Genomic DNA, 23,383 nt, shown 5'->3' with positions numbered 1-23,383 from the left:
GGTCGCACTGTCGGCGCCGTCGCCTAGGGTCACTGCGTGGCCACCCTCCGCGACGCGACGCTCGAGTCACCGGCACCCGTGCGTGCCGTGGCCAACGCCGTCAGCCAGTGGATCGACCGCCTCGGGGCCGTCTGGGTGGAGGGACAGATCGCCCAGGTCAACCGCCGCCCGGGCGTCAACACGGTCTTCATGACCCTGCGCGATCCCATCGCCGACATCTCGGTGACGCTCACCTGCCAGCGCACCCTCTTCGACTCGCTCAACCCGCCGCTCGTCGAGGGCGCCGGCGTGGTCGTGCACGCGAGGCCGTCCTTCTACGCCAACCGCGGCAGCTTCTCGCTCTACGCGCGCGACATCCGGATGGTCGGCCTGGGCGAGCTGCTCGCCCGCATCGAGCGACGTCGCCAGCTGCTGGCCGCCGAGGGACTCTTCGCCCCCGAGCTCAAGCGGGACCTCCCCTTCCTGCCCGGCCGCGTCGGGCTGGTCACCGCCCCCGGCAGCGCCGCCGAGCGCGACGTCGTCGACAACGCCCGACGGCGGTGGGCGGCGGTCGACATCGTCACGGCGTACGCCGCGATGCAGGGCCCTCGGTCGGCGAGCGAGGTGATCGAGGCGCTGGAGCGTCTCGACGCCGACCCCAGCGTCGACGTGATCGTCATCGCCCGGGGCGGCGGCTCGGTCGAGGACCTGCTGCCGTTCTCCGACGAGGCCCTCCTGCGCGCGGTCCACCGCGCTCGCACCCCCGTCGTGTCGGCGATCGGCCACGAGCAGGACGCTCCCCTCCTCGACCTCGCCGCCGACGTGCGCGCCTCGACCCCCACCGACGCGGCCAAGCTGCTCGTCCCCGACATGGCCGAGGAGCTGGCCGGGGTCACCTGGGCCCGTGACCGCGTCCGCTCCGTCACGTCCCGGATCATCGACCGGGAGCAGGAGCGCCTCGACCAGCTCCGCTCGCGGCCCGTCATGGCCGACCCGCGCACGCTGCTCGGCGCCCGCGCCGACGAGGTCGACCAGCTCCTCGAGCGGGCCCGGCGCACCCTCGGGCACCGGCTCGACCGGGCGGCCGACGACATCGGGCACCAGCGCGCCCGGGCCCGGGCGCTCTCTCCGCTGGCCACCCTCCAGCGTGGGTACGCCGTGCTCCAGGACGCCGACGGCCACGTCGTCACCTCGGTCGCCGCGACCTCCGTCGGCGCGGCCGTGAGCATCCGCGTGGCGGACGGCCGGGTGCTGGCCACCACGACCGGGACCGAGCGCGACCCGCGCACCGCCGACAACAGCGCCGACACGAGCAGCGAGACCAGCGATGACGCGAGCACCGACACCAGCAGCGAAGGAACTCCCGATGACTGACTCCCCCGCCGAGCAGGACACCCCGACCTACGAGGCCGCCCGCGAGGAGCTCATCGAGGTCGTGCGCACGCTCGAGGCCGGCGGCACCACGCTCGAGGAGTCCCTGGCGCTGTGGGAGCGCGGCGAGCGGCTCGCCCAGGTGTGCCAGGCGTGGCTCGACGGTGCCCGCCAGCGCCTCGACGCGGTCATCGAGGGCAGCGACACGACCGCGTAGGCCGCGTCAGCGCTGCAGGAGCGCGATGACCTCTTCGAGGTCCTCGGCCGGGGCCGAGCCGTAGACGAGCACCGTCTCGTCACCGAGTTCCGCGGCGTACCCCGTGTCCCCGCCGTCGTCGCTCCACGTGGTCCAGGTGTCGGCCAGGTCGCTGGGCACGGTCACCTCGTCGCCCTCGACCGCGTCCTCGTCGAGCGCCACCACCACCATGTCGTCGGCCGACTCCTCCTCCTGCCGGATGCCCACGAAGCGGCCGTCGTCGGTCAGCATCCCCATGGTCCACTCGGGCGACTCGTCCCGGGTCAGGTCGACGCTGGTGGCGCGCCAGCCCGCGGGGAGCTCGCGCGGGTGGGCGAGGGCCAGCCCCGCGTCGGCGGCCGCGCCGACCGCGTCGAGGTAGTCGACCGGCGGGACCTCGGTCTCGACCTGGTCGCGCGTGAAGCCGCGCAGGGCCACGAAGCCGAGGATCACGAGCAGCGTGATGAGCATCGCCCCGATCATCCCGGCCATCGAGCGCTGGTGGCGCGACGGCGCACCCCCGGGCGGCGGGCCGCCCGCTGCGGAGTCACTGGCTCCGGGGGCACTGGGTCCGGGGGCGCTGGGTCCGGGGGCACTGGGTGGGTTGACGCCGGCTTCGCTCACCCCCCGATCCTCCCGCACGACCCCAGCGGCAGCGCATCCACCCGGTGGCGGTCGGCCCGCCGGGACCCATGGGAGACAATCCCCCCATGACGACCTACCGCCTCGCCGAGGCCGCCGAGGTGCTCGGCGTCAGCGACGACACCCTGCGCCGATGGGTCGACGCCGGCCGCCTGCCGGCCGTGCCCGGGGACGGTCGGACGCCGACCACGATCCGGGGCACCGACCTCGCCGCCCTGGCCGAGTCCCTGCTCGACGAGCCCGACCGTGAGCAGACCCGGGCCAGCTCCGTGAGCGCGCGCAACCGGCTCGGTGGCATCGTCACCCGGGTCAAGAAGGACCGGGTGATGGCGCAGGTGGAGATGGTCTGCGGTTCGCACCGGATGGTCTCGCTCATGAGCGCCGACGCCGCCGACGAGCTCGGCCTCGAGGCCGGCGTGCGCGCGGTCGCGTCCGTCAAGTCGACCAACGTCGTGGTGGAGGTCCCGTGAGGCGACCCTCCAGGGCCGTGCTCGTGGCCGGCCTGGCCGTCGCCCTCGTCGCCATCATCGTGACCGTCGTCGCCGTGGTGCGCTCGGTCTCCGGGCCGGAGAAGACGATCGAGGTGTACGCCGCCTCGTCGCTGCGGCACGCCTTCCCCGAGATCGCGGTCGCCTTCGAGGACGAGGAGGACGTCGCCGTGGACTTCACGTTCGGGTCCTCGAGCCCTTTGGTGGCCGAGCTCAGTGCGGGCGCAACCCCGGACGTCCTCGCCGTGGCAGACGGGGTCGCCCTCTCGTACGCGAGTCCGGTGCTGGTCGGCGAGCCATTGGTCTTCACACAGAACCGGTTGGTGCTCGTCGTGCCTGAGGGCAACCCCGCCGGCGTCCAGGGCGTCGAGGACCTCGACGGGGTCCGTGTCGCCATCTGTGACATCAATGCCCCCTGCGGTCGTCTCGCACAGGCAGCACTCCTGACGCGCGGACAGGAGGTTCAACCTGTGGTCGGCATCGACGCCGCGACCACACTGCAGCTGGTGCTCGACGGCTCGGCCGAGGCGGGGCTCGTGTACGCCACCGACGCACTGTCCGTCGAGGACGACGTCGACGTGGTCGAGCTGCCCGGCGCCGAGGACCGGGTCGGCTTCTACGGCATCTCCCTCCTCACCGGGGCCACCGCCCCCGAGGAGGGTCAGGCGTTCATCGACTTCGTGCTCAGCGAGGACGGGCAGGACATCCTGGAGGAGCACGGCTTCCTGAGTGCCGACAATCCGCACCTGCAGCCCGAGGACTGACGTCTCGCCCGCACATGCGGCACACTCGGCGCATGACGGTTCTCCGATCTGCGCCCCTGGTGGCAATCACCCTTGCCCTGGTCCTCGCCGCCTGTGGCGGTGAGGGCACGGCCAGGGGCGACGACGACCCGCAGCTCACCGTCCTCGCCGCGGCCTCGCTCACCGACGTCTTCACCGAGCTGGGCGAGGCCTTCGAGGCGGACCAGCAGGTCGAGGTGACCTTCAGCCTCGGCAGCAGCACCGACCTCGCGCAGCAGGCCGCCGACGGGGCCCCGGGGGACGTGCTGGCCACGGCCGACACCACCTCGATGGCGATCGCCGACGATGCCGGCGTCACCGGTGACGTGGTCGACTTCGCCGGCAACGTCCTGGTGATCGTGACCCGGCCCGGCAACCCGCAGGGCATCGAGTCGCTCGACGACCTCGAGGGCGTCACCTGGGTGCGCTGCGCCGACGAGGTTCCCTGCGGCCGTGTCGCGGTCGAGCTCCTCGACGCGGCGGGTGTGACCGCCGATCCCGTGAGCCTCGAGGACGACGTCCGCGCCACCCTCGACAAGGTCACCTCCGGCGAGGTCGACGCCGGCCTCGTCTACGCCACCGACGCGGTGGCAGCGGGTGACGAGGTCACGACGGTGGAGGTCCCCGAGGCCGCCGACGTGCCCACGACGTACGCCGTAACGTCCCTGGAGCAGAGCGTCGACGCCGAGCTGGCCCAGGCCTGGATCGACCTCCTGGTCTCCGACGACGGACGGCAGGCGCTCGAGGAGGCCGGGTTCACCGTCCCCGAGGAGTCGCAGTGAGGGGCCCGGGAAGGGGCTCAGGGCGGGGGGATCCGCTGGGACGCCCTCCGCTGGTGCTGGTGCTGCCCGCCGCGCTCGCGGTCCTCGTGCTCGTCGTGCCGCTCGTCGCGATGGTCGCGGAGACCGACTGGGCCACCCTGCCGTCCGAGCTGGCCTCCGAGCCCCTGCGCGACGCGCTGTGGCTCAGCATCGTCACGTCGACCGCCGCGATGCTCGTGTGCCTGGTGCTCGGCCTGCCCGTGGCGTGGATCCTCGCCCGCGTCACGTTCCGCGGCCGCGGCGTGCTCCGCGCCCTGGTCACAGTCCCGCTGGTGCTGCCACCGGTGGTGGCCGGCATCGCGCTGCGCAACGCCTTCGGTCGCACCGGTGTCGTGGGCGAGCCGCTCCTGGAGTTGACGGGCTTCGCCTTCCCCTTCACCACGTGGGGGGTCGTGCTGGCCCACGTCTTCGTGTCCCTGCCCTTCGTGGTGATCGCGATCGAGGGTGCCCTGCGCTCCGCCGATCCCGTGTACGACGCCGCTGCGGCCACCCTGGGCGCCACCCGGTGGACCGCCTTCCGGCGGGTGACCGTGCCGCTGGCGATGCCCGGCATCCTGGCCGGGATGGTGCTCGGCTGGTCCCGCTCGCTGGGCGAGTTCGGCGCCACGATCACCTTCAACGGCAACTACCCCGGCACCACCCAGACGATGCCGACGCTCATCTACGTCACCCGGCAGTCCGACCAGGACGCCGCCCAGGCGCTCAGCCTGGTCATGCTCGTGATGTCCATCGCCGTGCTGCTCCTGCTGCGCGACCGCTGGCTGGGCGAGCGATCGCTGGTGACGCCGTGAGCGCACCCACCGGTCTCGACGTCGACCTGGAGGTCCCGGGTCGGGTGCGAGCGGCCCTCACCGGTCGCCCCGGCCAGGTCATCGCCCTCATCGGCCCCAACGGAGCCGGCAAGAGCAGCCTGGTCCACGCCCTCGCCGGTCTCGCGCGCGCCGAGGGGCGCGCCGACCTCGACGGGGTCGACCTGCTGGCGCGGTCCGCGCGCGAGCGCGAGGTCGGGCTGGTGTTCCAGGACCGGGCACTCTTCCCCCACCTGAGCGCCCGCGACAACGTCGCCTTCGGCCCCCGGGCCCGCGGGGTGTCCCGCCGTGAGTCCCGCGAGCGCGCCGACCACTGGCTGGCGCGGATGGGACTGGCGGAGCTCGCCGACCGACGGCCCGGCCGGCTGTCCGGCGGCCAGGCGCAGCGCGTGGCCATCGCCCGGGCCCTGGCCACCGAGCCCCGGCTGCTGCTGCTGGACGAGCCGATGGCCGGGCTCGACGTCACCGTGGCGATGTCGCTGCGGGTGGAGCTGGCCCGCCACCTGCGCGACTACGACGGCGTGACGCTGCTGGTCACCCACGACGCCATCGACGCGCTCACGCTCGCCGACCACGTGGTCGTGCTCGACGAGGGCCGGGTCGCCCAGCAGGGCCGGCCCGAGGACGTGGCCGCGCACCCGCGCACCGCACACGTGGCCCGGCTCGTGGGGCTCAACGTGCTCCGGGAGGGCGACGAGTTCAGGTCGTTCCGTCCGCGCGACGTCACGGTCAGCCTGCGGCGGCCCGAGGGCTCGGCCCGCTTGGCGTGGTCGGGGCCGGTGTCCAGCGCACAGCAGCACGGCGACGCCGTACGCCTGCTCGTCGACACGACGCCGCCGCTCCTCGCGGACGTCACCCCCCAGGCGGCGACCGAGCTGGGGCTGGAGCCGGGCCGTGAGGTGTGGCTGTCGGTGAAGGCGACGGCCGTGAGCCGGTACGGCGACGTCGTCGCAGGCCGCTAGCATGCGCCCATGACCCCGAGCGAGACCGCCGTGCCGAAGCCCGACCGCAACCTCGCCCTCGAGCTGGTGCGGGTCACCGAGGCCGCCGCGATGGCGGCCGGCCGCTGGGTGGGACGCGGGGACAAGAACGACGCCGACGGTGTCGCCGTCAACGCGATGCGGGTGATGATCTCGACCATCGGCATGCGCGGGACCGTGGTGATCGGCGAGGGCGAGAAGGACAACGCCCCGATGCTCTACAACGGCGAGCAGGTCGGCGACGGCACCGGCCCCGAGTGCGACGTCGCGGTCGACCCGATCGACGGCACCACCCTGACGGCCAAGGGCATGAACAACGCGATCGCGGTGCTCGCGGTCGCGCCCCGCGGCACGATGTACGACCCCTCCGCCGTGTTCTACATGGAGAAGCTCGTCACCGGCCCCGAGGCCGCCGACGTGGTCGACATCCGCCTGCCCGTCGCCGAGAACATCAGCCGGGTGGCCAAGGCCAAGAACAGCTCCGTCCACGACGTCACTGTCGTGCTGCTCGACCGGCCCCGGCACGCCGGGCTCGTCGACGAGATCCGCCAGACCGGGGCCCGCATCAAGTTCATCGAGGACGGGGACGTCGCCGGCGCGATCATGGCCGCGCGTCCCGACACCGGCATCGACCTGCTGCTCGGCATCGGCGGCACCCCCGAGGGGATCATCGCGGCGTGCGCGATGAAGAGCCTCGGCGGCGTCATCCAGGGCCGGCTGTGGCCCCAGGACGACGACGAGCGGCAGAAGGCCCTCGACGCCGGCCACGACCTCGACCCCGACTTCGTGCTGAGCACCGACCAGCTGGTCACGGGCGACGACTGCTTCTTCGTCGCGACGGGCATCACCGACGGCGAGCTGATGCGCGGGGTCCGCTACCGGGCCGACGGCGCCACCACCGACTCGCTGGTGATGCGCTCGCGCAGCGGCACGATCCGTCGCATCACCTCCGAGCACCAGCTCGCGAAGCTACGCGATTTCTCCGCGATCGACTTCGACAACTGACGACCCGGGCCGCAGGCCCCGCACGACCTCCGCGAGGACGCGCGGGTCGATGGCCATGCCCACGTGCGACGCCCGCACCTCCACCGGCAGGGCCCCGGGGTCCAGGCAGGCGCGCCAGTCCACGATGCCGTCGCGCCGGCTGTAGATCGCGGTGAAGTCCACGCCCGCCGGCATCGGGGCGCGACCCTCGTCGAAGCTCCGCCGCGCGCACGCGCCGGCCACGCAGTCCTCGGACATCAGGCCCGGGACGCCCGCGCGGCTGAGCCGCACGAGCACGGCGACGCTGGCCGAGAGGCTCACGTGGTGGGCCCCGGGCGCCAGCACCGGGCTTCCCAGGGTGACCAGGCCGGACACGAGGTCGGGGCGCCGGGCTGCGACCCCGCGTGCGAGCATCCCGCCGAGGCTGTGCCCGACGATGCGCACCCGCGAGCCGCGCCGCTGGGCGATCGACTCGAGACGGGTCTCGAGCTGCGCGGCGGCGTCGAGGGTGCAGCCGACGTTGGCGTGGATCTGGGAGCGGTAGGCGCGGAAGCCCTGCTGCACCAGCGCGCGGCGCATCAGGACGAGGGTGCCGTCCCCGGCCATGAAGCCCGGCACCAGCAGCACCGGGTCGTCGACGCGCGGGACGGCGCGGGCCGAGTACGGCGGCGTACGACGACCCCGCTGGCCCACCGCGGCGAGCGCGTAGCGACCGGCCTCGCCGACGACCCGGCCCTCGCCGAGGACGGCCCGCACCAGGGGGCGGTCGAAGCCCTCCGGGCGCAGGAAGTCGGCGAGTGTGGTCGTGGTCACAATCAACAAACGTAGCGGTGGGGTCGCCCGAACCCGCGGATCTGGCACGCAATTCGCCCACCTGGGGGTGGACGGCCTCCCCTCGCGTCCCGCCCTCCTGTTGACTGGGGACATGTCCAGCGCACGCCCCTCCTCCCCGGGCCAGCCCTCCGGATCGTCCGACCAGCCCGCCGGCGAGGTCACCGTGTCCGACGAGCTCTTCGCGCCGGTGAGCCCGGGCATCGAGCTCTGCTACCAGACCTTCGGCTCCCCCGACGATGATCCGCTGCTGCTGGTGATGGGACTCGGGGGCCCGATGACGTGGTGGGACGCGGACCTGTGCCAGCGGCTCGCGCGGGCAGGCTTCTTCGTGATCCGCTACGACAACCGCGACACCGGCCGCTCGACGAAGGTCCGGGCCCGGGTGCGCCGCACCCAGCTCGTCCGCGCCTTCACCACCGGGCGGGCGCGGTCGCCGTACTCCCTCGACGACATGGCCCGCGACGGGCTCGCCCTCCTCGACCACCTGGGCATCGGGGCCGCGCACGTGGCCGGGGTGTCGATGGGCGGCATGATCGTCCAGACGATGGCCGTGCTCGCGCCGTCACGGGTGCTGTCGATGACGAGCATCATGTCCACGACCGGACGCCGCACGGTCGGCTGGCAGAGCCCGTCGCTGCTGCCGATGCTCGTCGCGCCCCGCAGGCCGGGTCGTGAGGCCTACGTCCAGTCGAGCGCCGCGATGTGGAAGGTGATCGGCTCCCCCGGCTTCCCCTCCGACGCCGAGACCCGGCGACGTCGCGCGGAGGAGACCTTCGACCGGGGCTTCTCGGCCAGCGGCGTGATGCGCCAGATGCTCGCCATCGTCACCCAGCCCAACCGCACCGTGCCGCTGCGTTCGCTGGGCATCCCCGCGATGGTCATCCACGGGCTCGCCGACAAGATGGTCCACGTCTCCGGTGGACGCGCGACCGCCTCGGCCGTCCCCGGCACCGAGCTGCTGCTGATCGACGGCATGGGCCACGACATGCCGGCCCAGCTCTTCGACACGTTCGTCGAGGCGATCCGGCGCACGGCCGATCGCGCGAGCGAGCAAAGCGACTGAATCCCCTACCACGTGGGGGATCCGCTCCCGACAGGTGTGGTCGCCTTGCCAAACGTCGCCACAAGGACTAGACGTGACCTACACCACAGACAGGGAGGAACGCATGAACCGGTCCTCACGACGCCGTACGAGGCGTCGGGCACCACGCAAGGCCGTGGCGGTCGCTGCTGCGATCGTCTGCACCGCATCCCTGGCCGCCTGCTCGGGCGACGACGACGGGACGCCGGAGCTCACCTGGTACATCAACCCCGACGCCGGCGGGCAGGACGCGGTCGCCGAGGCGTGCAGCACCGACGCCTACACGATCGCCACCGAGGTTCTGCCCCAGGACTCCAGCCAGCAACGGATCCAGCTGGCCCGTCGCCTCGCCGCCGGTGACCCGGCCATCGACCTGATGAGCGTGGACCCGCCCTTCACCGCCGAGTTCGCCAACGCCGGCTACCTGGCCGAGATCCCGCAGGACATGCAGGACGCGTTCCGTGAGCAGGCCTTCGAGAGCGCGGCCGCCGCGGCCACGTGGGAGGACCAGCTGGTCGTCGCGCCGTTCTGGTCCAACACGCAGGTGCTCTGGTACCGCAAGTCCTTCGTGGACCAGGCCGGCCTCGACATGGAGCAGCCGGTCACCTGGGACCAGATCATCGAGGCCGCCAGCGAGAACGGCGGCAAGATCGGGGTCCAGGCCAACAAGTACGAGGGCTACTCGGTGTGGGTCAACGCGCTGATCTCGGGGGCCGGAGGCGACATCGCCACCGAGACCGAGAGAGGAGTCGACGCCCAGATCGACATCGCCTCGGACGCCGGCCTGGAGGCCGCTCGGGTGATCGAGGAGCTGGCCGCGTCGGAGGCGGCGCCGCCCGACCTGTCGGTGTCCAACGAGGGCACCGCGGGTGCCACGTTCGGCAGCGACGAGGGTTCCTTCCTCGTCAACTGGACCTACATCTGGGGCAACTACGGCGACGACCGGCTCGGGGACGACATCGGTTTCACCCGCTACCCCCAGACCGTCGAGGGTGAGGAGTCGCGGCCGCCGTACGGCGGGATCGGGATCGGCGTGAGCTCGACGTCGGACAACGAGGAGGAGGCCATCGAGGCGCTCGAGTGCCTCACCAGCCCGGAGAACCAGGCCATCAACGCGGAGCTGACCGGCAACATGCCGTCCAGCGCGGCCGGCTACGACGACCAGAAGGTGAAGGACCTCTTCCCGCCCGAGCTCATCGCGCTCTTCCAGGAGTCCCTGGAGGCGGCCGCACCCCGCACGGTGTCGCCCTACTGGAGCGACATGTCGAGCGGCATCCAGAGCACCTGGCACCCACCGTCGGCGGTCGACCAGGAGACCCCGGAGCAGTCCAGGATCTTCATCGAGGAAATCCTGAAGGGAGAGTCGCTGCTATGAGCACCGCCGTCGCACCAGACTCCAAGAAGGCCACCGGGCGCGCCACCAAGGCTCCGACCAGCGATCGCTCGGTCGCCGAGAACCGGCTCGGCCTGAGGCTCGTCGCACCCGCGGTCATCATGATGCTCCTGGTGACCGCGTGGCCGATGATGCAGGCCCTGTACCTGTCACTCTTCCGCTACCGGCTCACCACGCCCGACGACCGGGAGTTCGTGGGGATCAGCAACTACACGACGGTCCTGACCGACCAGCTGTTCTGGCGCGACACGTGGAACACCGTGCTCATCATGGTGGTCACGGTGGCGGTCGAGCTGGTCATCGGCTTCGCCTTCGCCATGGTGATGCACAAGATCGTGTTCGCCCGTGGTGCGATCCGCACCTCGATCCTCATCCCCTACGGCATCATCACCGTGGTCTCGGCGTACGCCTGGCAGTTCGCGTTCTCGCTCAACAACGGCTTCGTCAACGGCTGGCTGCCGTTCGTCGCGGACGACTTCAACTGGTTCGGCTCCCACTGGCCGGCCATGTTCGCGATCATGGTCTCCGAGATCTGGAAGACGACGCCGTTCATGGCGCTGCTGCTGCTCGCCGGGCTCTCGCAGGTCTCCGAGGACATGCTGGAGGCCGCCCAGGTCGACGGTGCCACGTGGTGGCAACGGCTGTGGAAGGTGATCCTGCCCAACATGCGGGCGGCGATCATGGTCGCGGTGCTCTTCCGGGCCCTCGACGCCTACCGCATCTTCGACAACATCTACGTGATGACCCGAGGCGCCCAGGACACCGAGTCGATCTCCTTCCTGACGTATCGACAGGTGATCGAGCAGATGCAGCTCGGCATGGGCTCGGCCCTCTCGGTGCTGCTGTTCATCTCGGTGCTGCTCCTGGCATTCGGCATCGTCAAGCTCTTCAAGGTTGATCTGGCACAGGCGAGGGGTGAGGGCTGATGAACGAGACCCGGAACAAGATCGGCACCTGGGTGGGCTTCCTGTTCATCCTCGTCTGGTGCCTCCTGCCGGTCGTGTGGATCATCTCGATGTCCCTCAAGGGCCCGACCGAGACCGGGGCGGGGAGCCCGCAGTTCCTGCCCAAGGACCCGACGTTCGAGAACTACGGCGACATCCTGGACAACCCGGACTTCCGGGACTCGCTGATCAACTCGTTCGGCATCTCGATGATCGCCACCGTCCTGTCGGTGATCCTCGCGACGCTGGCGGCGTACGCCATCGCCCGCCTCGAGTTCAAGGGCAAGCGGGTCGTGCTCTCCCTCGCGCTCGCGATCGCGATGTTCCCGGTGGTGGCACTGGTGGGTCCGTTGTTCGACCTGTGGCGCACGATCGGCATCTTCGACACGTGGATCGGCCTGATCATCCCCTACATGTCGTTCACGCTGCCGCTGGCGATCTGGACCCTGTCGGCGTTCTTCCGCGAGATCCCGTGGGAGATGGAGCAGGCCGCCCAGGTGGACGGCGCCACCTCGTGGCAGGCGTTCCGCAAGGTGATCGTCCCGCTCGCGGCACCCGGTGTCTTCACCGCCGCGATCCTGACGTTCTTCTTCGCGTGGAACGAGTTCGTCCTGGCGATCTCGCTCACGTCGACCACCCAGTCCCGCACGGTCCCGGCGCAGCTGTCGTTCTTCGTGGGGCCCGACCCGTTCAACCCGCCGTACGGGCAACTGGCCACCGCCTCGGTGCTGGTCACGATCCCGATCATCATCATCGTCCTGCTGTTCCAGCGAAAGATCGTCGCCGGGCTCACTTCCGGCGCAGTGAAGGGTTGATCTCACATGGCTGCCATTGACATCAAGAACATCGTCAAGAAGTACGGCGACGGCTTCCCCGCCGTCAACGACATCAGCATCGACGTCCAGGACGGGGAGTTCATGATCCTCGTCGGCCCGTCGGGCTGCGGGAAGTCGACCCTGCTGCGGATGATCGTGGGCCTGGAGGACATCACCTCGGGCGACATGATGATCGGCGACAAGAGGGTCAACGACCTCGCTCCCCGCGACCGCAACCTGGCGATGGTGTTCCAGAACTACGCGCTCTACCCGCACCTCACCGTCTACGAGAACATCGCGTTCCCGCTGCGGCTGGCCGGCGCCTCGAACGACGAGGTGGACAAGAAGGTCCGCGACGCGTCCAAGACGCTGGAGCTCGACGAGCACCTCGAGCGCAAGCCCGGCAACCTGTCGGGTGGTCAGCGGCAGCGCGTCGCGATGGGCCGCGCGATCGTGCGCGACGCGGACGCGTTCCTCTTCGACGAGCCGCTCTCCAACCTCGACGCCAAGCTGCGTGGCCAGATGCGCACCGAGATCGCCCGGCTGCAGAAGCGGCTGGGGATCACCACGGTCTACGTCACCCACGACCAGACCGAGGCGATGACGCTGGGCGACCGGGTCGCGGTGCTCAAGCGAGGCGTGCTCCAGCAGCTCGCCACCCCGCGCGAGCTCTACACCAACCCGGGCAACCTGTTCGTGGCCGGCTTCATCGGCTCGCCGCCGATGAACTTCGTGCCCGCGGAGGTCGACGGCACCTCGGTCAAGATGCCCTTCGGCACGGTCGAGCTCCCGCCGGAGAAGACCGCCAACGCCCAGGGCAAGGGGCTGCTCATCGCCGGCATCCGGCCCGAGCACTTCGAGGACGCGTCGGTCAAGGACGACGCCCCCGCCGGCTCGACCTTCCGGGCCAAGGTGGACGTGGTCGAGTGGCTCGGCAACGAGGCGTACGCCTACATCCCCTTCGAGGCGCCGCCGGAGGTCCAGAAGCAGCTCACCGAGCTGGAGAGGGAGCTCGACGGCGACCAGATGCGCACCCAGCTCGTCGTGTCCCTCGACGGGGCCAGCCGCATCGCCGAGGGCGACGAGGCCGAGATCTGGGTGGACGCGAGCAAGATCCACCTCTTCGACCCGACCACCGGCGAGAACCTCACCGTCGACGAGTCGCGAGCGGGCCGGATCCCGGAGCGCGAGGACCCGAAGGCGAAGGAGAAGGCCGAGAAGATGGCCGACCAGGGCGAGCAGGTCCACTCCGCCGAGGAGGCCTGACCCACCCGAGGACGTACGACGACGAGGCCCGCCCCGACACCCCCGGGGCGGGCCTCGTCGCGTGCAGGGTCAGTAGGTGCCCATGATCCTGCGTGGCGTGCCGGGCGGCGGCAGCCGCACCACCTGCACCGAGCCCATCAGGGCCAGGCCCCGGACCCGGATGGTCGGCGAGTCGGGGCCGAGGTCGGCCGCCACCTTGTCCTTGCCCTGCCCGTAGTCGCCCATGATCGGGGTGCCATCGACGACGGCGTGCATGTGGGCGGGGATGATGATCTTGACGTCGCCCATGATCGCGCTGGCGTTGATGACCGTCTCGCGAGCCGACAGCACCGCCTGCCGCAGGTCGAGGGTGATGCTGCCCATCAGCGAGAACGCCGCGTGGTGCGCAGGGACCTGCCACACGCCGCGGCGCTTGCACTCACCCATGATCGCCGTCGACGACGCGTGCCCGACCGCGGGGACGCCGCCCGCGCGGGGCACCGGCGCGCTCGGGGCAGGGTGCGCGGCGTGCAGGTCGGCGGTGATCGGGACCAGGTCGGCGTAGGTCTTCGCGGCGAAGGTCAGCTCGAGGCGTTCGTCGAGCTCGTCGAGGTCGAGGCGTCCCTCCCCCGCGGCCTCGCGCAGCACCTCCGCCACCCGGTGTCGGTCGGCGTCCGAGATGCGCATCCGGCTCGGGTCCCCCGGGACGTTCGTCCCCTCCAGCTCGCCCATGACGGCACCCTACCGAGCGTCGGAGGCGGCGAAGTGCTGGTAGTCCTTGGACGACAGCCAGTAGCCACCCCACTGCCAGCCGATGCGGGCGAAGGCAGCGACCACGGGGTCCGACGCGTGGATCACGCCCGCCGCGACGGGGGCGCTGCCGGCGCGGTCGACGCGGGCGAAGCCCCGCCCCGACGGTGGGTCGATGGACCCGGGCCGCACGTAGGGGTTCTGGATCGGGTTGATGTCGATCGCGGCCCCGTAGGCGTGGTCGGACCAGGTGGTCTGCCCGGCGACCCGGCGGCAGTTGAAGCCCGAGGTGTTGTTGGCCGCCATCGAGCGGTCGTCGTCGCCGCCGTAGTCGTCCACCAGGCGCATGCGCCTGATCGGGAAGCCGACGTCGTACAGGCGACCGAAGGCGAGCGTCACGTCGCGGGCGTACCGGCGGTGCACGACCATCTCCCCGGTGCGAGCGACGCCGTCGAAGTCGCGGTGGGTCATCCGGAGGTAGCGCAGGTCGCGCAACGGCACCGGGCAGCCGGGGCCGTGGCTGGTGCTCATCCGCTCGGCCAGGGTCGCGCCGATGCGGCGCACCGAGGAGGTGTACGCCGGGTCGTCGGCCTGGGCGCCCCCGCGCTCGGCCGCCAGGCCGGTGCAGCGCTGCAGGTCCGCCCACCGGTTGACCGCGGCGCCCCGGGCCGGCCCGGCCAGCGGTCGCGGCCGCCCGCCGGCGGCGATCCGGGCAGGTGTCCAGGAGTCGTCGACGACGCCGTCACGGTCCACGCTCAGGGACAGCACCCCGGTGTCCGGCTGCCGGTTGTGGTACCAGACGAAGTTGCCCAACCCGTACCCGACGTAGGTGTCACCCGACCACCCCGCGCCGCCCAGGACGTGGGAGTGGCTTCCCACCACGACGTCGGCCCCGGCCTCGGCGAGCTGGCGGCCGAGGAGGCGCTGCTTCTGCGTGGGGCAGGACTGCCGCTCGCGGCCCCAGTGCAGGTAGACGACCACGACGTCGTCGACCTCGGCGGACTGCCTGACCGCGTCGAGCAGAGCCGCCGGCCGGGCCCGGCGCGCGGCCGCCAGGCCCGCACTGTCGGGGCCGGCCGCCCACACGTCGCTGCTGCCCTCCCGGAACACCGAGTCGGCGGCGAGGAAGGCCAGGTCGATCCCGTCCCTCGTGACGCGGTGGGGCGTGAGCGCCGCGGCCTCGTTGCGGCCGATGCCGATCACCTCCACGTCCGCGTCCCGGGCCGCGGCCAGGGTGTCGGCGAGGCCCACCGCGCCGTAGTCGCCGACGTGGTTGTTGGCAACGCTGACCACGTCGACCCCGGCAGCGGCGAGGACGTCCAGCGCCCGGGGCGACGTACGGAAGTGGTAGCGGTTGTCCGGGTCCTCGAGCTCCTTGGGGTCGCGGTCGCCCCGCACCGTGACGGCGCTCTCGAGGTTGAGCATCGCGAGGTCCGCCTCGCGCAGGGTGGCGGCGATCGGCCCCAGGGCACCCCGGGGCCGGTCGAGCAGTCGGGTGAGGTGCGCCTCGAAGTGCACGTCCCCGGCGAAGGCCAGGGTGACCACCCCGGACGCCTCCTCGAGGACTGCCGCCTCCTGCGCCGTCGGCTCCGGTGGCGGTGCCGATGAAGGCTCGGGCGTCGCCGCCGTGCAGGAGGTCAGGGCAAGGCCCAGCACCAGCAGCACCGCGGTCCCCGCCGTCCGTCCACCCACGTCCGCTCCCCGTCCGTCTCCCGTGCCGCCGATTGTTGCTCAGGGGTGGGAACGGCTCGTCGTGCCGAGTTGTTCAACGCGCGGGATCCGGTGCTCGTCCCTGTGGACAGCACGGTGGACAGCACGGGGGCCGCGGTGGAGTCTGGAGCCCGGGTCTCGGGTCCCCGGCGGACGGAGACGACGTGAGCGCACTTGCCCGGCCCGAGCTGGCGCCCGGACCCCACCGCGACCTCGTCGACGCCCTCCACGACCTCCACCACCGCGCCGGCTGGCCCTCCCTGCGCACCCTCGCCCGCGAGACCGGCGTCTCCCACACCACTGTCTCCCACGCCTTCTCCTCCCCCAGGATCGCGTCCTGGGGCACCCTCGAGCTCCTCGTCGAGGCCATGGACGGCGACACCGCCTCCTTCCACGACCTCTGGCTCGCCGCCACCACCCCCCACGACGACACCCGACCACCCACCCCCCGCATCGCCGGCCGAAGACCCGAGCTCACCGCCGTACGACGCCACCTCGACTCCGGCACCGGACTCCTCCTCGTCACCGGCGAAGCAGGCATCGGCAAGACCCGGCTCGTCAGCACCGCCGTCGAGTCGTCGGCCCCCGTCGTGCTGACCGGCCACTGCCTCCCGCTGTCCTCCGAGGTGCCGCTGCTGCCCGTGGTCGACGTGCTGCGCCAGGCCACCACGCACGGCGACGGAGGCTGGTGGCGCGACGCCATGGCCTCCGCCCCGGCGTACGTGCCCGAGGTCCTGGGTGCCCTCCTCCCCGAGCTGGATGCCACCCGCCCGCCGGACGACTCCGTCGGGCGGCACCTGCTCACCCCCGCCGTGGGCGCTGCCCTCACAGGGCTCGCGGCACGACGTCCGACGGCCGTCGTCCTGGAGGACCTGCACTGGGCCGACGCGGCGACCCTGGACCTGCTCACCCAGCTCCTGTCACGAGGCCCGGGCGTCCCGGTGGTCGGCACCTGGCGGACGCACGACCCGACGACGTCCCCCTCGGTCGCGCAGTGGTTCGGGCACGTACGGCGGGGCGCGGACGTCACCGTCCTCGACCTGCGCCCGCTGAGCGCGGACGAGACGGCCGAGCAGCTGCTGATGCTCGGCCTCGACCCGACGTCGCCCCGGGTCGCCGCGATCCACGCGCGCACCGCCGGCCAGCCGCTCTTCACCGAGCAGCTGGCGGCCCACCGCGACGACGGGACCGCCCTGCCCCGCTTCCTGACCGACCTCCTGGACCAGCGCTTCGCCGCCATCGCGGACGACGCGTGGCTCGTCGCCCGGGCACTGGGCACGGCGGACCGGTCGCTGCCCCCGGCGCACCTCGAGGTCGCCACCGGCCTCGACGGCGACCGGCTGGTGGGCGCCCTGCGTGAGCTGCGGCGACGACACCTGGTGCGCTCCGGCGTCGACCGCGCCCAGCTCCGGCACCCCCTCCTGGCCGAGGCCATCCGCCGCAGGCTCGTTCCGGGTGAGGCAGCAGGGGTCCACCGGGCCCTGGCCCTCGCCCTCGGGGCCGAGCCCGACGCCGCACCCGCCGAGGTGGCCAACCACTGGCAGGCAGCGGGCGACGGGCGCCAGGAGCTCACGTGGCGCATCCGGGCGGCCCGCGCGGCTCGGGAGCGCTTCTCGGTCCACGAGAGCGCCCGGCAGTGGGCCAGGGTCGTGGAGGCGTGGCCGCCCGGGACCTCGGAGGCAGGGGATCCGCCCCTGAGCCATGCCGAGGCACTGATCCGCGCCGTCGAGGCCTTGTCCATGGTCGACGTCGTGGCTGCCCACGACCTCTGCCCGCGCGCCCTCGAGGCGGTGCCCGGAGCCAGCCCGCTCGTCGCCGCGGAGATCCTCATCATCGTGGCCAACCTGCAGTTCGACGTCCGGGGTGTCAGTGACGAGAGCCTCGACATGGCGGCCCGCGCCGTGGAGATCCTGGAGCGCGCCGGTCCGAGCCTGGTGCTCGCGGACGCCCTGCTCCGCCGGGCCACGATGCTGTTCAACGCCGGACGGCTCGACGACGCCGCGCGGACCTCCGCCCGGGTGGTCGAGGTCTGCAGGCAGATCGACGAGCCCAGCTTCTTGATGCTCGCGCTCTCCCGACGCGGGTGGTACCACCTCGCGCTGGGCGACGTGGAGGCGTCGCGACGATGCTTCGAGGAGGCCCGCACCGTCGATCCGGAGCGCTGCGACCCCTACGACCTGGTCGAGCTGGCGACCAACCACACCGACCTGCTGCTGCAGACCGGCGCCGGCGCGGACGAGGTGGTGGCCGCGGCGGCGGAGGCGCTGCAGACCGCCGCCGAGTACGGCCTCGACACGTTCATCGTCGGCATGCTCATCGCGAACGTCGGCCAGGCGCTGCGCGAGGCCGGCCGGGTGGGCGAGGCGGCCAGGCTGGTCCTCCCGGCGTCGGAGGACGCGCCCGGGGCCGACCGGTGGCCGATCCACATCGAGCGGGTCAACGTGGAGTCCGCGCTCGGCAACGCGGACGCCGCGCTCGAGCGGGCGTCCCTGCTGAAGGAGCTCCGCGTCACCTCCGGCGCGCACCGCACGTACCTCTCCCGCTGCTACGCCGAGGCACACCTCTGGGCGGGTCAGCCGGGAGCGGCGCTGGCCGAGCTGCTGCCCACCCTGGAGCGTGCCGTCGCCCGCGAGGACTCGATGCTCTTCGCCCTGGCCCTGACGACCGCGGCGCGGGCCGGCGCCGACGAGGCCGCGGCCGGGCGCCGGCCCGTGGAGGCACCCGAGCGGCACGAGCTCGCCGCCCGGTTGCACCGACTGCACGGCGCCTGCTCGCGCGACCCGTTCGGTCCGCACCCGATGATCGGCCACGGCACCGCCGCACGCGCCCTGTGGTGTGCCGAGATCCGCAGGCTGGAGGGCCGGGAGTCCCTCGACCTGTGGACCGGTGCCGCCGCCGAGTGGGACCGGCTCGCCCGACCGCACGACGCGGCGTACTGCCGCTGGCGCGGCGCCCGGCTCGCCCTGAGGCAGGGGGACACCACCGCCGCTCGCGGGCTCCTCGAGCGTGCTGCCGTCGACGCCCGCGAGCACGTCCCCCTCCACCGCGCGATCGCGACCACCCGGGTGGGCCACCCATGAGCGCACTCCCCCGCCCCGAGCTGGCGCCCGGACCCCACCGCGACCTCGTCGACGCCCTCCACGACCTCCACCACCGCGCCGGCTGGCCCTCGCTACGCGCCCTCGCCCGCGAGACCGGCGTCTCCCACACCACCGTCTCCCACGCCCTCTCCTCCCCCAAGATCCCCACCTGGGGCACCCTCGAGCTCCTCGTCGAAGCCATGGACGGCGACACCACCACCTTCCACGACCTCTGGCTCACCGCCACCACCCCCACCGACCACGCCCGACCACCCACCCCCCGCATCGCCGGACGTAAACCCGAGCTCACCGCCGTACGACGCCACCTCGAGACCGGCACCGGACTCCTCCTCGTCACCGGCGAGGCCGGCATCGGCAAGACCACCCTCGTGAGAGCCGCAGCAGCCACCACCGACGCGTTCGTCGCCACCGGCCACTGCCTGCCGCTGTCGACCGAGGTGCCACTCATGCCGGTCATCGACGCGCTGGTCGCGATCCACGACGTCGACGACGGCCGCTGGTTCGACCGTGCCCTCGATGGCCTCCCGTCCTCCGTCCCACGGTCGCTGTCCCGGCTGGTGCCGCAGCTGACCGGTGAGATGCCGGACAAGGACGGGGAGTCCGGGGAGTTTGCCCGGCAGCACCTGTTCACCGCCCTGGAGATGGTGTTGGGGCGGCTCGCGGAGCAGCGTCGCCTGGCGCTCCTGCTCGAGGACCTGCACTGGGCCGACCCCACGACCCTCGATCTGCTCGACCGCCTCCTCCAGCACTCGCCCCCCGTCGCGGTCGTGGGGTCATGGCGGACCGAGGACGACTCGACTCCGCACTGGAGCAACGACTGGCACGCTCGGGTCGCGCGGCGTCCCGATGTCCACGTGCTCCCACTCGGCGCCCTCACCCGCGAGGAGACCGCGGACCAGCTCAGCCTTCTCGGTGCACCGGAGCTGCTCGACACCATCCATCCCCGCAGTCAGGGGCAGCCGCTGTTCACCGAGCAGCTCGCTGCGCACGTCGACGGCGAGGGCCGCCTGCCGGCTCTCCTCGCCGACCTGCTGGACCGTCGGCTCGAAGGACTCGACCAGCACGCCTGGGTCGTGCTCCGCACTCTCGGAGTCGCGGAGCGCCCACTCTCACCGGCGCAGCTCGCGGATGCCAGCGACCTGGCACCAGGGGACCTGGTGTCCCAGCTCCGTCGGCTCCGGAGCCGACGGCTCCTCGGTCCTTCGCTCGACGAGATGGTGAGGATCCGGCACCCGTTGCTGGCCGAGGCGACGCGGCGTCGGCTGGTGCCGGGCGAGCGGAATGTCATCCACCGGTCGCTGGCCGAGGCCCTGGGCAGGGACCCCGATGCCGCCGCCGCCGAAGTGGCGAACCACTGGCGGAGCGCCGGGGATCGTGAGCGCGAGCTGCCCTGGCGGGTGAAAGCGGCCCGGGACTCGGCGGCCGCTCTCGACTGGCGCCAGGAGGCGGACCACTGGCTCAGGGTCCTCGACCTGTGGCCGCCCCGGGCCGTGAGCGTGGGTGACCCGTCCGTCACGAGACCACTCGCCTACGTTGCGGCCATCGACGCCCTGAAGGAGTCACTCCAGTGGGGTCGCGCTGCCGCCATGAGCGACGCTGCCGAGGAGGTGCTGGGAGAGGTCGACGATGCAGCTCGCGTCGAGCTCCTGCTCCGGGCGGCCGACTTCCGAGGGGACCGCGACGGGATGGCGGTCGGGCTGGAGCTGGTCGACAGGGCGATCGAGATCTCCAGCCGACTCCCGGCCGACGCCACGTATCTCCACGTCCTCAACCGGAGACGGTGGCAGCTCAACTCGCTGGGCCGGTACGACGAGGCCGCCGCCGAGGCACGGGCCGCAGTCGGCGTGGCGGAGGCCCTCGACGAGCCCCATCTCCTGCGCCAGCAACTGATCGGTCTGGCCTGGCATGAGGGCCTGGAGGGCGACGTGTCCAACACCCTCGACCTCCTGGCCCGCGGCCGTGCGTTCCTCGCGGACGGCGACGATCCCCTCGGGGACATCAGGTCGGCCACGATCGCCACCGACGTCCTGCTGCTGCACGGCGGCGCACTCGACGACATCGAGGATGCGGCGCGCGCGGGCCTGGACGCCGCCCGTGACTGGGGCATCGACAACGAGAGCAGCATGGCGCTGCGTGCCAACCTGGCGCAGGCAAGGCTCCGCGCCGGCCAGGTCACCGCCGCCGGAGCCGTCGTCGGCGTCGCGGCGGAGGACCCACCGGACCCGGATCGGTGGATGACGCATTCGGTCCGTGCAGCCGTCGACGTCCGGTTGGGTCACGTGGACTCGGCCGCGCACCGCATCCACGTGCTCCTCAGCGACGTCCTGGTGCACGACGAGATCGACCTGGACATCCTCTGCATCGCCTCCGACGTCGACTTCTGGCGAGGATCGGGGCACGGGTGGTTGCGCCGTCTCCTGCGCGACCTCGACGCAACGGTGGACCGTGCACCGTCCCGCATCGTGTGCCCGGGCCTCGTCGCGGCCGCACGAGGCGTGGCCGACAGCGCGACGGCCGGCGGCGACCCGAGCAGTGCGGGGGTGCCCGTGGTGCAGTCCCTGCTGTCCCGTGCAGGCTTCGGACGGCGCGCCTCCGATGTCCCTGACCCGCACGTCGCTGCGCACATGACGACCGCGGCGGCCGAGCTGGCGAGGGCGTCCGGCGAGGACGCGGTGGAGGACTGGGTGAGGGCGGCCGCGCTGTGGGACCGGCTCACCCGCCCGCACGACGCGGCGTACTGCCGCTGGCGCGGAGCGCAGGCAGCGCTGCGCGACGGGCAGGCGACCGTCGCGCGACGACTCCTCGAGCGCGCGGCTGCCGACGCGCGCGAGCACGTCCCCCTACACCGGGCGATCAGCGCCACCGTCGCCGGCGGACACTGACCGTCCGGCCAGGGGACCCCCGCGTCACGGCATGAAGTCGCCGGTGAACGAGACGTTGCGCATCCGGTCGGGCAGCGGCTCGTCGTTGTCGTCCTGCATCTGCCACGTGGGCGTCGGGCAGGTCGGCTGGGGCCCGTCGTACCCCGTGTTCCAGTGCGACTGGATCATGAAGCAGGGCCGGTCCGTGGGGCCCTCCTCCGTGTCGGCGGCGCTGCTCGCGGTGGGCGCGAGAGCGGTGGTCATGGTGATGGTGGCCGCGGCCCCGATGACGGCGCAGCGGCGGCGGATCTGCCTGCTGTTCATGTCTTCTCCCCTGTGTGGACCCCCGCGGTTGCGGTGGTTGTCCATCCAGAGTTGAGCCGCTCGACCCCGGGTTGACGGGAGTTGACAGAAGTGGACAGCCGGGACGGCTCAGGCGCTGAGGTCGTCGTCCTCAGCCAGCACGCGCGCGACCGCGACCGCCGCGGCCCGACCGGCGCGGTTGGCGCCGATCGTGCTGGCCGACGGCCCGTAGCCGACGAGCTGCACCCGCGGGTCGCGGACGGCCGTCACCGCGCTCTGCACGGCCCCGCCCACGTCGAGCTGGATGCCACCCGCCGGCGTGCGGAGCCGGAGCGGGGCGAGGTGGCCGACGGCCGGACGGAAGCCGGTGGCCCAGAGGATCACGTCGACCCGCTCGAGCACCGCACCCGCGTCCCAGCGCACCCCGGTCGGCTCGATCCGGTCGAACATCGGCCGCCGTCGGTAGGCGCCGAGCCGCTCGGCCTCGCGCTCCTGGGGACGCAGGGCGAGTCCCGTCACGCCGACGACGCTCGTCGGCGGCAGCCCGCGGCGTACGCGATCGGCGACCAGCGTGACGGCGGCGAGGCCGGCCTCCGGGTCGAAGTCGTCGGTGCGCCACACCGGTGGGCGACGGGTCACCCACAGCGTGTCGGCCACGGGTGCCAGCTCGCCGAGGAACTGGACGGCGGAGGCACCGCCGCCGACCACGAGGACGCGGCGCCCGGCGAAGTGCTGCGGTCCGGGGTAGTCGACCGTGTGCAGCTGCTCGCCGGCGAACGTCTCGATGCCCGGGTAGTGGGGCACGAAGGGCTGCGTCCAGGTGCCGGTGGCGTTGACCAGGGTCCGAGTGCGCCAGGCCCGCTCGCCCGCCGTCACGGCCAGCAACCCACCCTCGCTGGACACCGAGTCGACGAGGACGGGCCGCACCACCGGCAGGTCGAAGCGCCGCTCGTAGTCCGAGAAGTACGCCGGTACGACGACGTTGGCGCGCCCGTCCGAGCGTCCCGGGGCGACCGCGTCGGGCAGGTCCGCGACGCCGTGCACGTCGGCCATGCGGAGCGAGTCCCAGCGGTGCTGCCACGCGCCTCCGGGACGCTCGTCGGCGTCGAGCACGACGTGGTCGATGCCGCGGCGCGCGAGGTGCCGGGACGCGGAGAGGCCGGCCTGGCCGGCGCCGATGACGAGCGAGTCGAGAATCTGGTCGTGGACGTGCACATCGGCCCAACGCCCGGGCAGCGTCCGCTATGCCCGACCC

21 protein-coding genes are annotated in these 23,383 nt (G+C 72.5%); 15 read left to right on the top strand and 6 right to left on the bottom strand.

The genetic code is table 11. The annotated features are described in order from the left end of the window. Window positions 1–36 precede the first annotated feature (36 nt). Together xseA and DAE25_RS03960 are read left to right on the top strand one after the other, a co-directional pair. Window positions 37–1,353 (top strand): exodeoxyribonuclease VII large subunit, encoded by a 1,317-nt coding sequence (xseA, locus tag DAE25_RS03965; protein WP_107764866.1) that lies wholly within the window; start codon window positions 37–39, stop codon window positions 1,351–1,353. Beyond that, complete coding sequence (locus DAE25_RS03960; protein WP_107764865.1) at window positions 1,346–1,567, top strand: exodeoxyribonuclease VII small subunit; 222 nt, start codon at window positions 1,346–1,348, stop codon at window positions 1,565–1,567. Before xseA ends, DAE25_RS03960 begins: the two co-directional genes overlap by 8 nt. A 6-nt stretch (window positions 1,568–1,573) precedes the next feature. On the opposite strand, the gene DAE25_RS03955 is transcribed toward DAE25_RS03960, so the two are convergent. Then, entirely contained in the window at window positions 1,574–2,209 is a 636-nt protein-coding gene (locus DAE25_RS03955) for a DUF4245 domain-containing protein (protein WP_159083560.1), read from the bottom strand. Between the two features lie 86 nt (window positions 2,210–2,295). Here DAE25_RS03955 and DAE25_RS03950 point away from each other — a divergent pair, with 86 nt between their 5' ends. Genes DAE25_RS03950 through glpX form a run of 6 tightly spaced genes read left to right on the top strand, consistent with a single transcriptional unit; the run spans window position 2,296 to window position 7,112 of the window. After that, window positions 2,296–2,697, top strand: a complete 402-nt coding sequence (locus DAE25_RS03950) for a TOBE domain-containing protein (RefSeq protein ID WP_107764863.1) — start codon at window positions 2,296–2,298, stop codon at window positions 2,695–2,697. Next, on the top strand, window positions 2,694–3,479 hold the full coding sequence (modA, locus tag DAE25_RS03945; protein WP_107764862.1) for a molybdate ABC transporter substrate-binding protein: 786 nt from the start codon (window positions 2,694–2,696) through the stop codon (window positions 3,477–3,479). The genes DAE25_RS03950 and modA (DAE25_RS03945) overlap by 4 nt, the downstream gene beginning before the upstream one ends. 32 nt (window positions 3,480–3,511) lie before the next feature. Further along, complete coding sequence (gene modA, locus DAE25_RS03940) at window positions 3,512–4,279, top strand: molybdate ABC transporter substrate-binding protein (protein WP_107764861.1); 768 nt, start codon at window positions 3,512–3,514, stop codon at window positions 4,277–4,279. A 53-nt stretch (window positions 4,280–4,332) separates the two neighbouring features. After that, a complete protein-coding gene (locus DAE25_RS03935) occupies window positions 4,333–5,109 on the top strand; it encodes an ABC transporter permease (RefSeq protein ID WP_234410825.1) in 777 nt (258 codons plus the stop codon). After that, window positions 5,106–6,089, top strand: a complete 984-nt coding sequence (locus tag DAE25_RS03930; protein ID WP_107764860.1) for a sulfate/molybdate ABC transporter ATP-binding protein — start codon at window positions 5,106–5,108, stop codon at window positions 6,087–6,089. The genes DAE25_RS03935 and DAE25_RS03930 overlap by 4 nt, the downstream gene beginning before the upstream one ends. Window positions 6,090–6,098: 9 nt before the next feature. Then, on the top strand, window positions 6,099–7,112 hold the full coding sequence (gene glpX, locus DAE25_RS03925) for a class II fructose-bisphosphatase (RefSeq protein WP_107764859.1): 1,014 nt from the start codon (window positions 6,099–6,101) through the stop codon (window positions 7,110–7,112). On the opposite strand, the gene DAE25_RS03920 is transcribed toward glpX, so the two are convergent. Continuing rightward, entirely contained in the window at window positions 7,077–7,904 is an 828-nt protein-coding gene (locus DAE25_RS03920) for an alpha/beta fold hydrolase (RefSeq protein ID WP_159083559.1), read from the bottom strand. The two genes, glpX and DAE25_RS03920, sit on opposite strands and share 36 nt — an antisense overlap. A 112-nt stretch (window positions 7,905–8,016) precedes the next feature. On the opposite strand from DAE25_RS03920, the gene DAE25_RS03915 reads away from it, so the two are divergent. The 5 genes from DAE25_RS03915 to DAE25_RS03895 all read left to right on the top strand — a co-directional run bounded on the left by DAE25_RS03915 (window position 8,017) and on the right by DAE25_RS03895 (window position 13,424). Further along, a complete protein-coding gene (locus tag DAE25_RS03915) occupies window positions 8,017–8,988 on the top strand; it encodes an alpha/beta fold hydrolase (RefSeq protein WP_107764857.1) in 972 nt (323 codons plus the stop codon). Window positions 8,989–9,091: 103 nt separating this feature from the next. Beyond that, on the top strand, window positions 9,092–10,381 hold the full coding sequence (locus DAE25_RS03910) for an extracellular solute-binding protein (protein ID WP_107764856.1): 1,290 nt from the start codon (window positions 9,092–9,094) through the stop codon (window positions 10,379–10,381). After that, window positions 10,378–11,325 (top strand): carbohydrate ABC transporter permease, encoded by a 948-nt coding sequence (locus DAE25_RS03905; protein ID WP_107764855.1) that lies wholly within the window; start codon window positions 10,378–10,380, stop codon window positions 11,323–11,325. The genes DAE25_RS03910 and DAE25_RS03905 overlap by 4 nt, the downstream gene beginning before the upstream one ends. Next, on the top strand, window positions 11,325–12,158 hold the full coding sequence (locus DAE25_RS03900) for a carbohydrate ABC transporter permease (protein ID WP_107764854.1): 834 nt from the start codon (window positions 11,325–11,327) through the stop codon (window positions 12,156–12,158). Before DAE25_RS03905 ends, DAE25_RS03900 begins: the two co-directional genes overlap by 1 nt. Window positions 12,159–12,164: 6 nt before the next feature. After that, a complete protein-coding gene (locus tag DAE25_RS03895) occupies window positions 12,165–13,424 on the top strand; it encodes an ABC transporter ATP-binding protein (RefSeq protein ID WP_107764853.1) in 1,260 nt (419 codons plus the stop codon). Window positions 13,425–13,493: 69 nt separating this feature from the next. On the opposite strand, the gene DAE25_RS03890 is transcribed toward DAE25_RS03895, so the two are convergent. Together DAE25_RS03890 and DAE25_RS23025 are read right to left on the bottom strand one after the other, a co-directional pair. Next, window positions 13,494–14,135: a DUF1707 SHOCT-like domain-containing protein gene (locus DAE25_RS03890; RefSeq protein ID WP_107764852.1), complete on the bottom strand. Its 642-nt coding sequence runs from the start codon at window positions 14,133–14,135 to the stop codon at window positions 13,494–13,496. 9 nt (window positions 14,136–14,144) lie between these two features. Next, window positions 14,145–15,845 carry a CapA family protein gene (locus DAE25_RS23025; RefSeq protein WP_159083558.1) on the bottom strand — a complete coding sequence of 567 codons (1,701 nt, stop codon included), beginning with the start codon at window positions 15,843–15,845 and terminating at the stop codon, window positions 14,145–14,147. Between the two features lie 182 nt (window positions 15,846–16,027). Between DAE25_RS23025 and DAE25_RS03870 the strand changes: the two genes are divergently transcribed. Continuing rightward, window positions 16,028–18,943 (top strand): ATP-binding protein, encoded by a 2,916-nt coding sequence (locus tag DAE25_RS03870; protein WP_159083557.1) that lies wholly within the window; start codon window positions 16,028–16,030, stop codon window positions 18,941–18,943. Then, on the top strand, window positions 18,940–21,846 hold the full coding sequence (locus DAE25_RS03865) for an ATP-binding protein (RefSeq protein ID WP_107764849.1): 2,907 nt from the start codon (window positions 18,940–18,942) through the stop codon (window positions 21,844–21,846). Before DAE25_RS03870 ends, DAE25_RS03865 begins: the two co-directional genes overlap by 4 nt. Window positions 21,847–21,870: 24 nt before the next feature. Here the strand turns inward: DAE25_RS03865 and DAE25_RS03860 are convergent, their stop codons facing one another. After that, window positions 21,871–22,149 (bottom strand): hypothetical protein, encoded by a 279-nt coding sequence (locus DAE25_RS03860; protein WP_107764848.1) that lies wholly within the window; start codon window positions 22,147–22,149, stop codon window positions 21,871–21,873. Between the two features lie 108 nt (window positions 22,150–22,257). After that, window positions 22,258–23,343, bottom strand: a complete 1,086-nt coding sequence (locus DAE25_RS03855) for an FAD-dependent oxidoreductase (RefSeq protein ID WP_107764847.1) — start codon at window positions 23,341–23,343, stop codon at window positions 22,258–22,260. Window positions 23,344–23,383 lie beyond the last annotated feature (40 nt).

It is taken from the genome of Nocardioides terrigena (genome assembly GCF_003047265.1).
Lineage (GTDB): Bacteria > Actinomycetota > Actinomycetes > Propionibacteriales > Nocardioidaceae > Nocardioides > Nocardioides terrigena.
The sequence above is the reverse complement of the archived record's forward strand: the minus strand, read 5'-3'. Positions and strand labels throughout refer to the sequence as shown.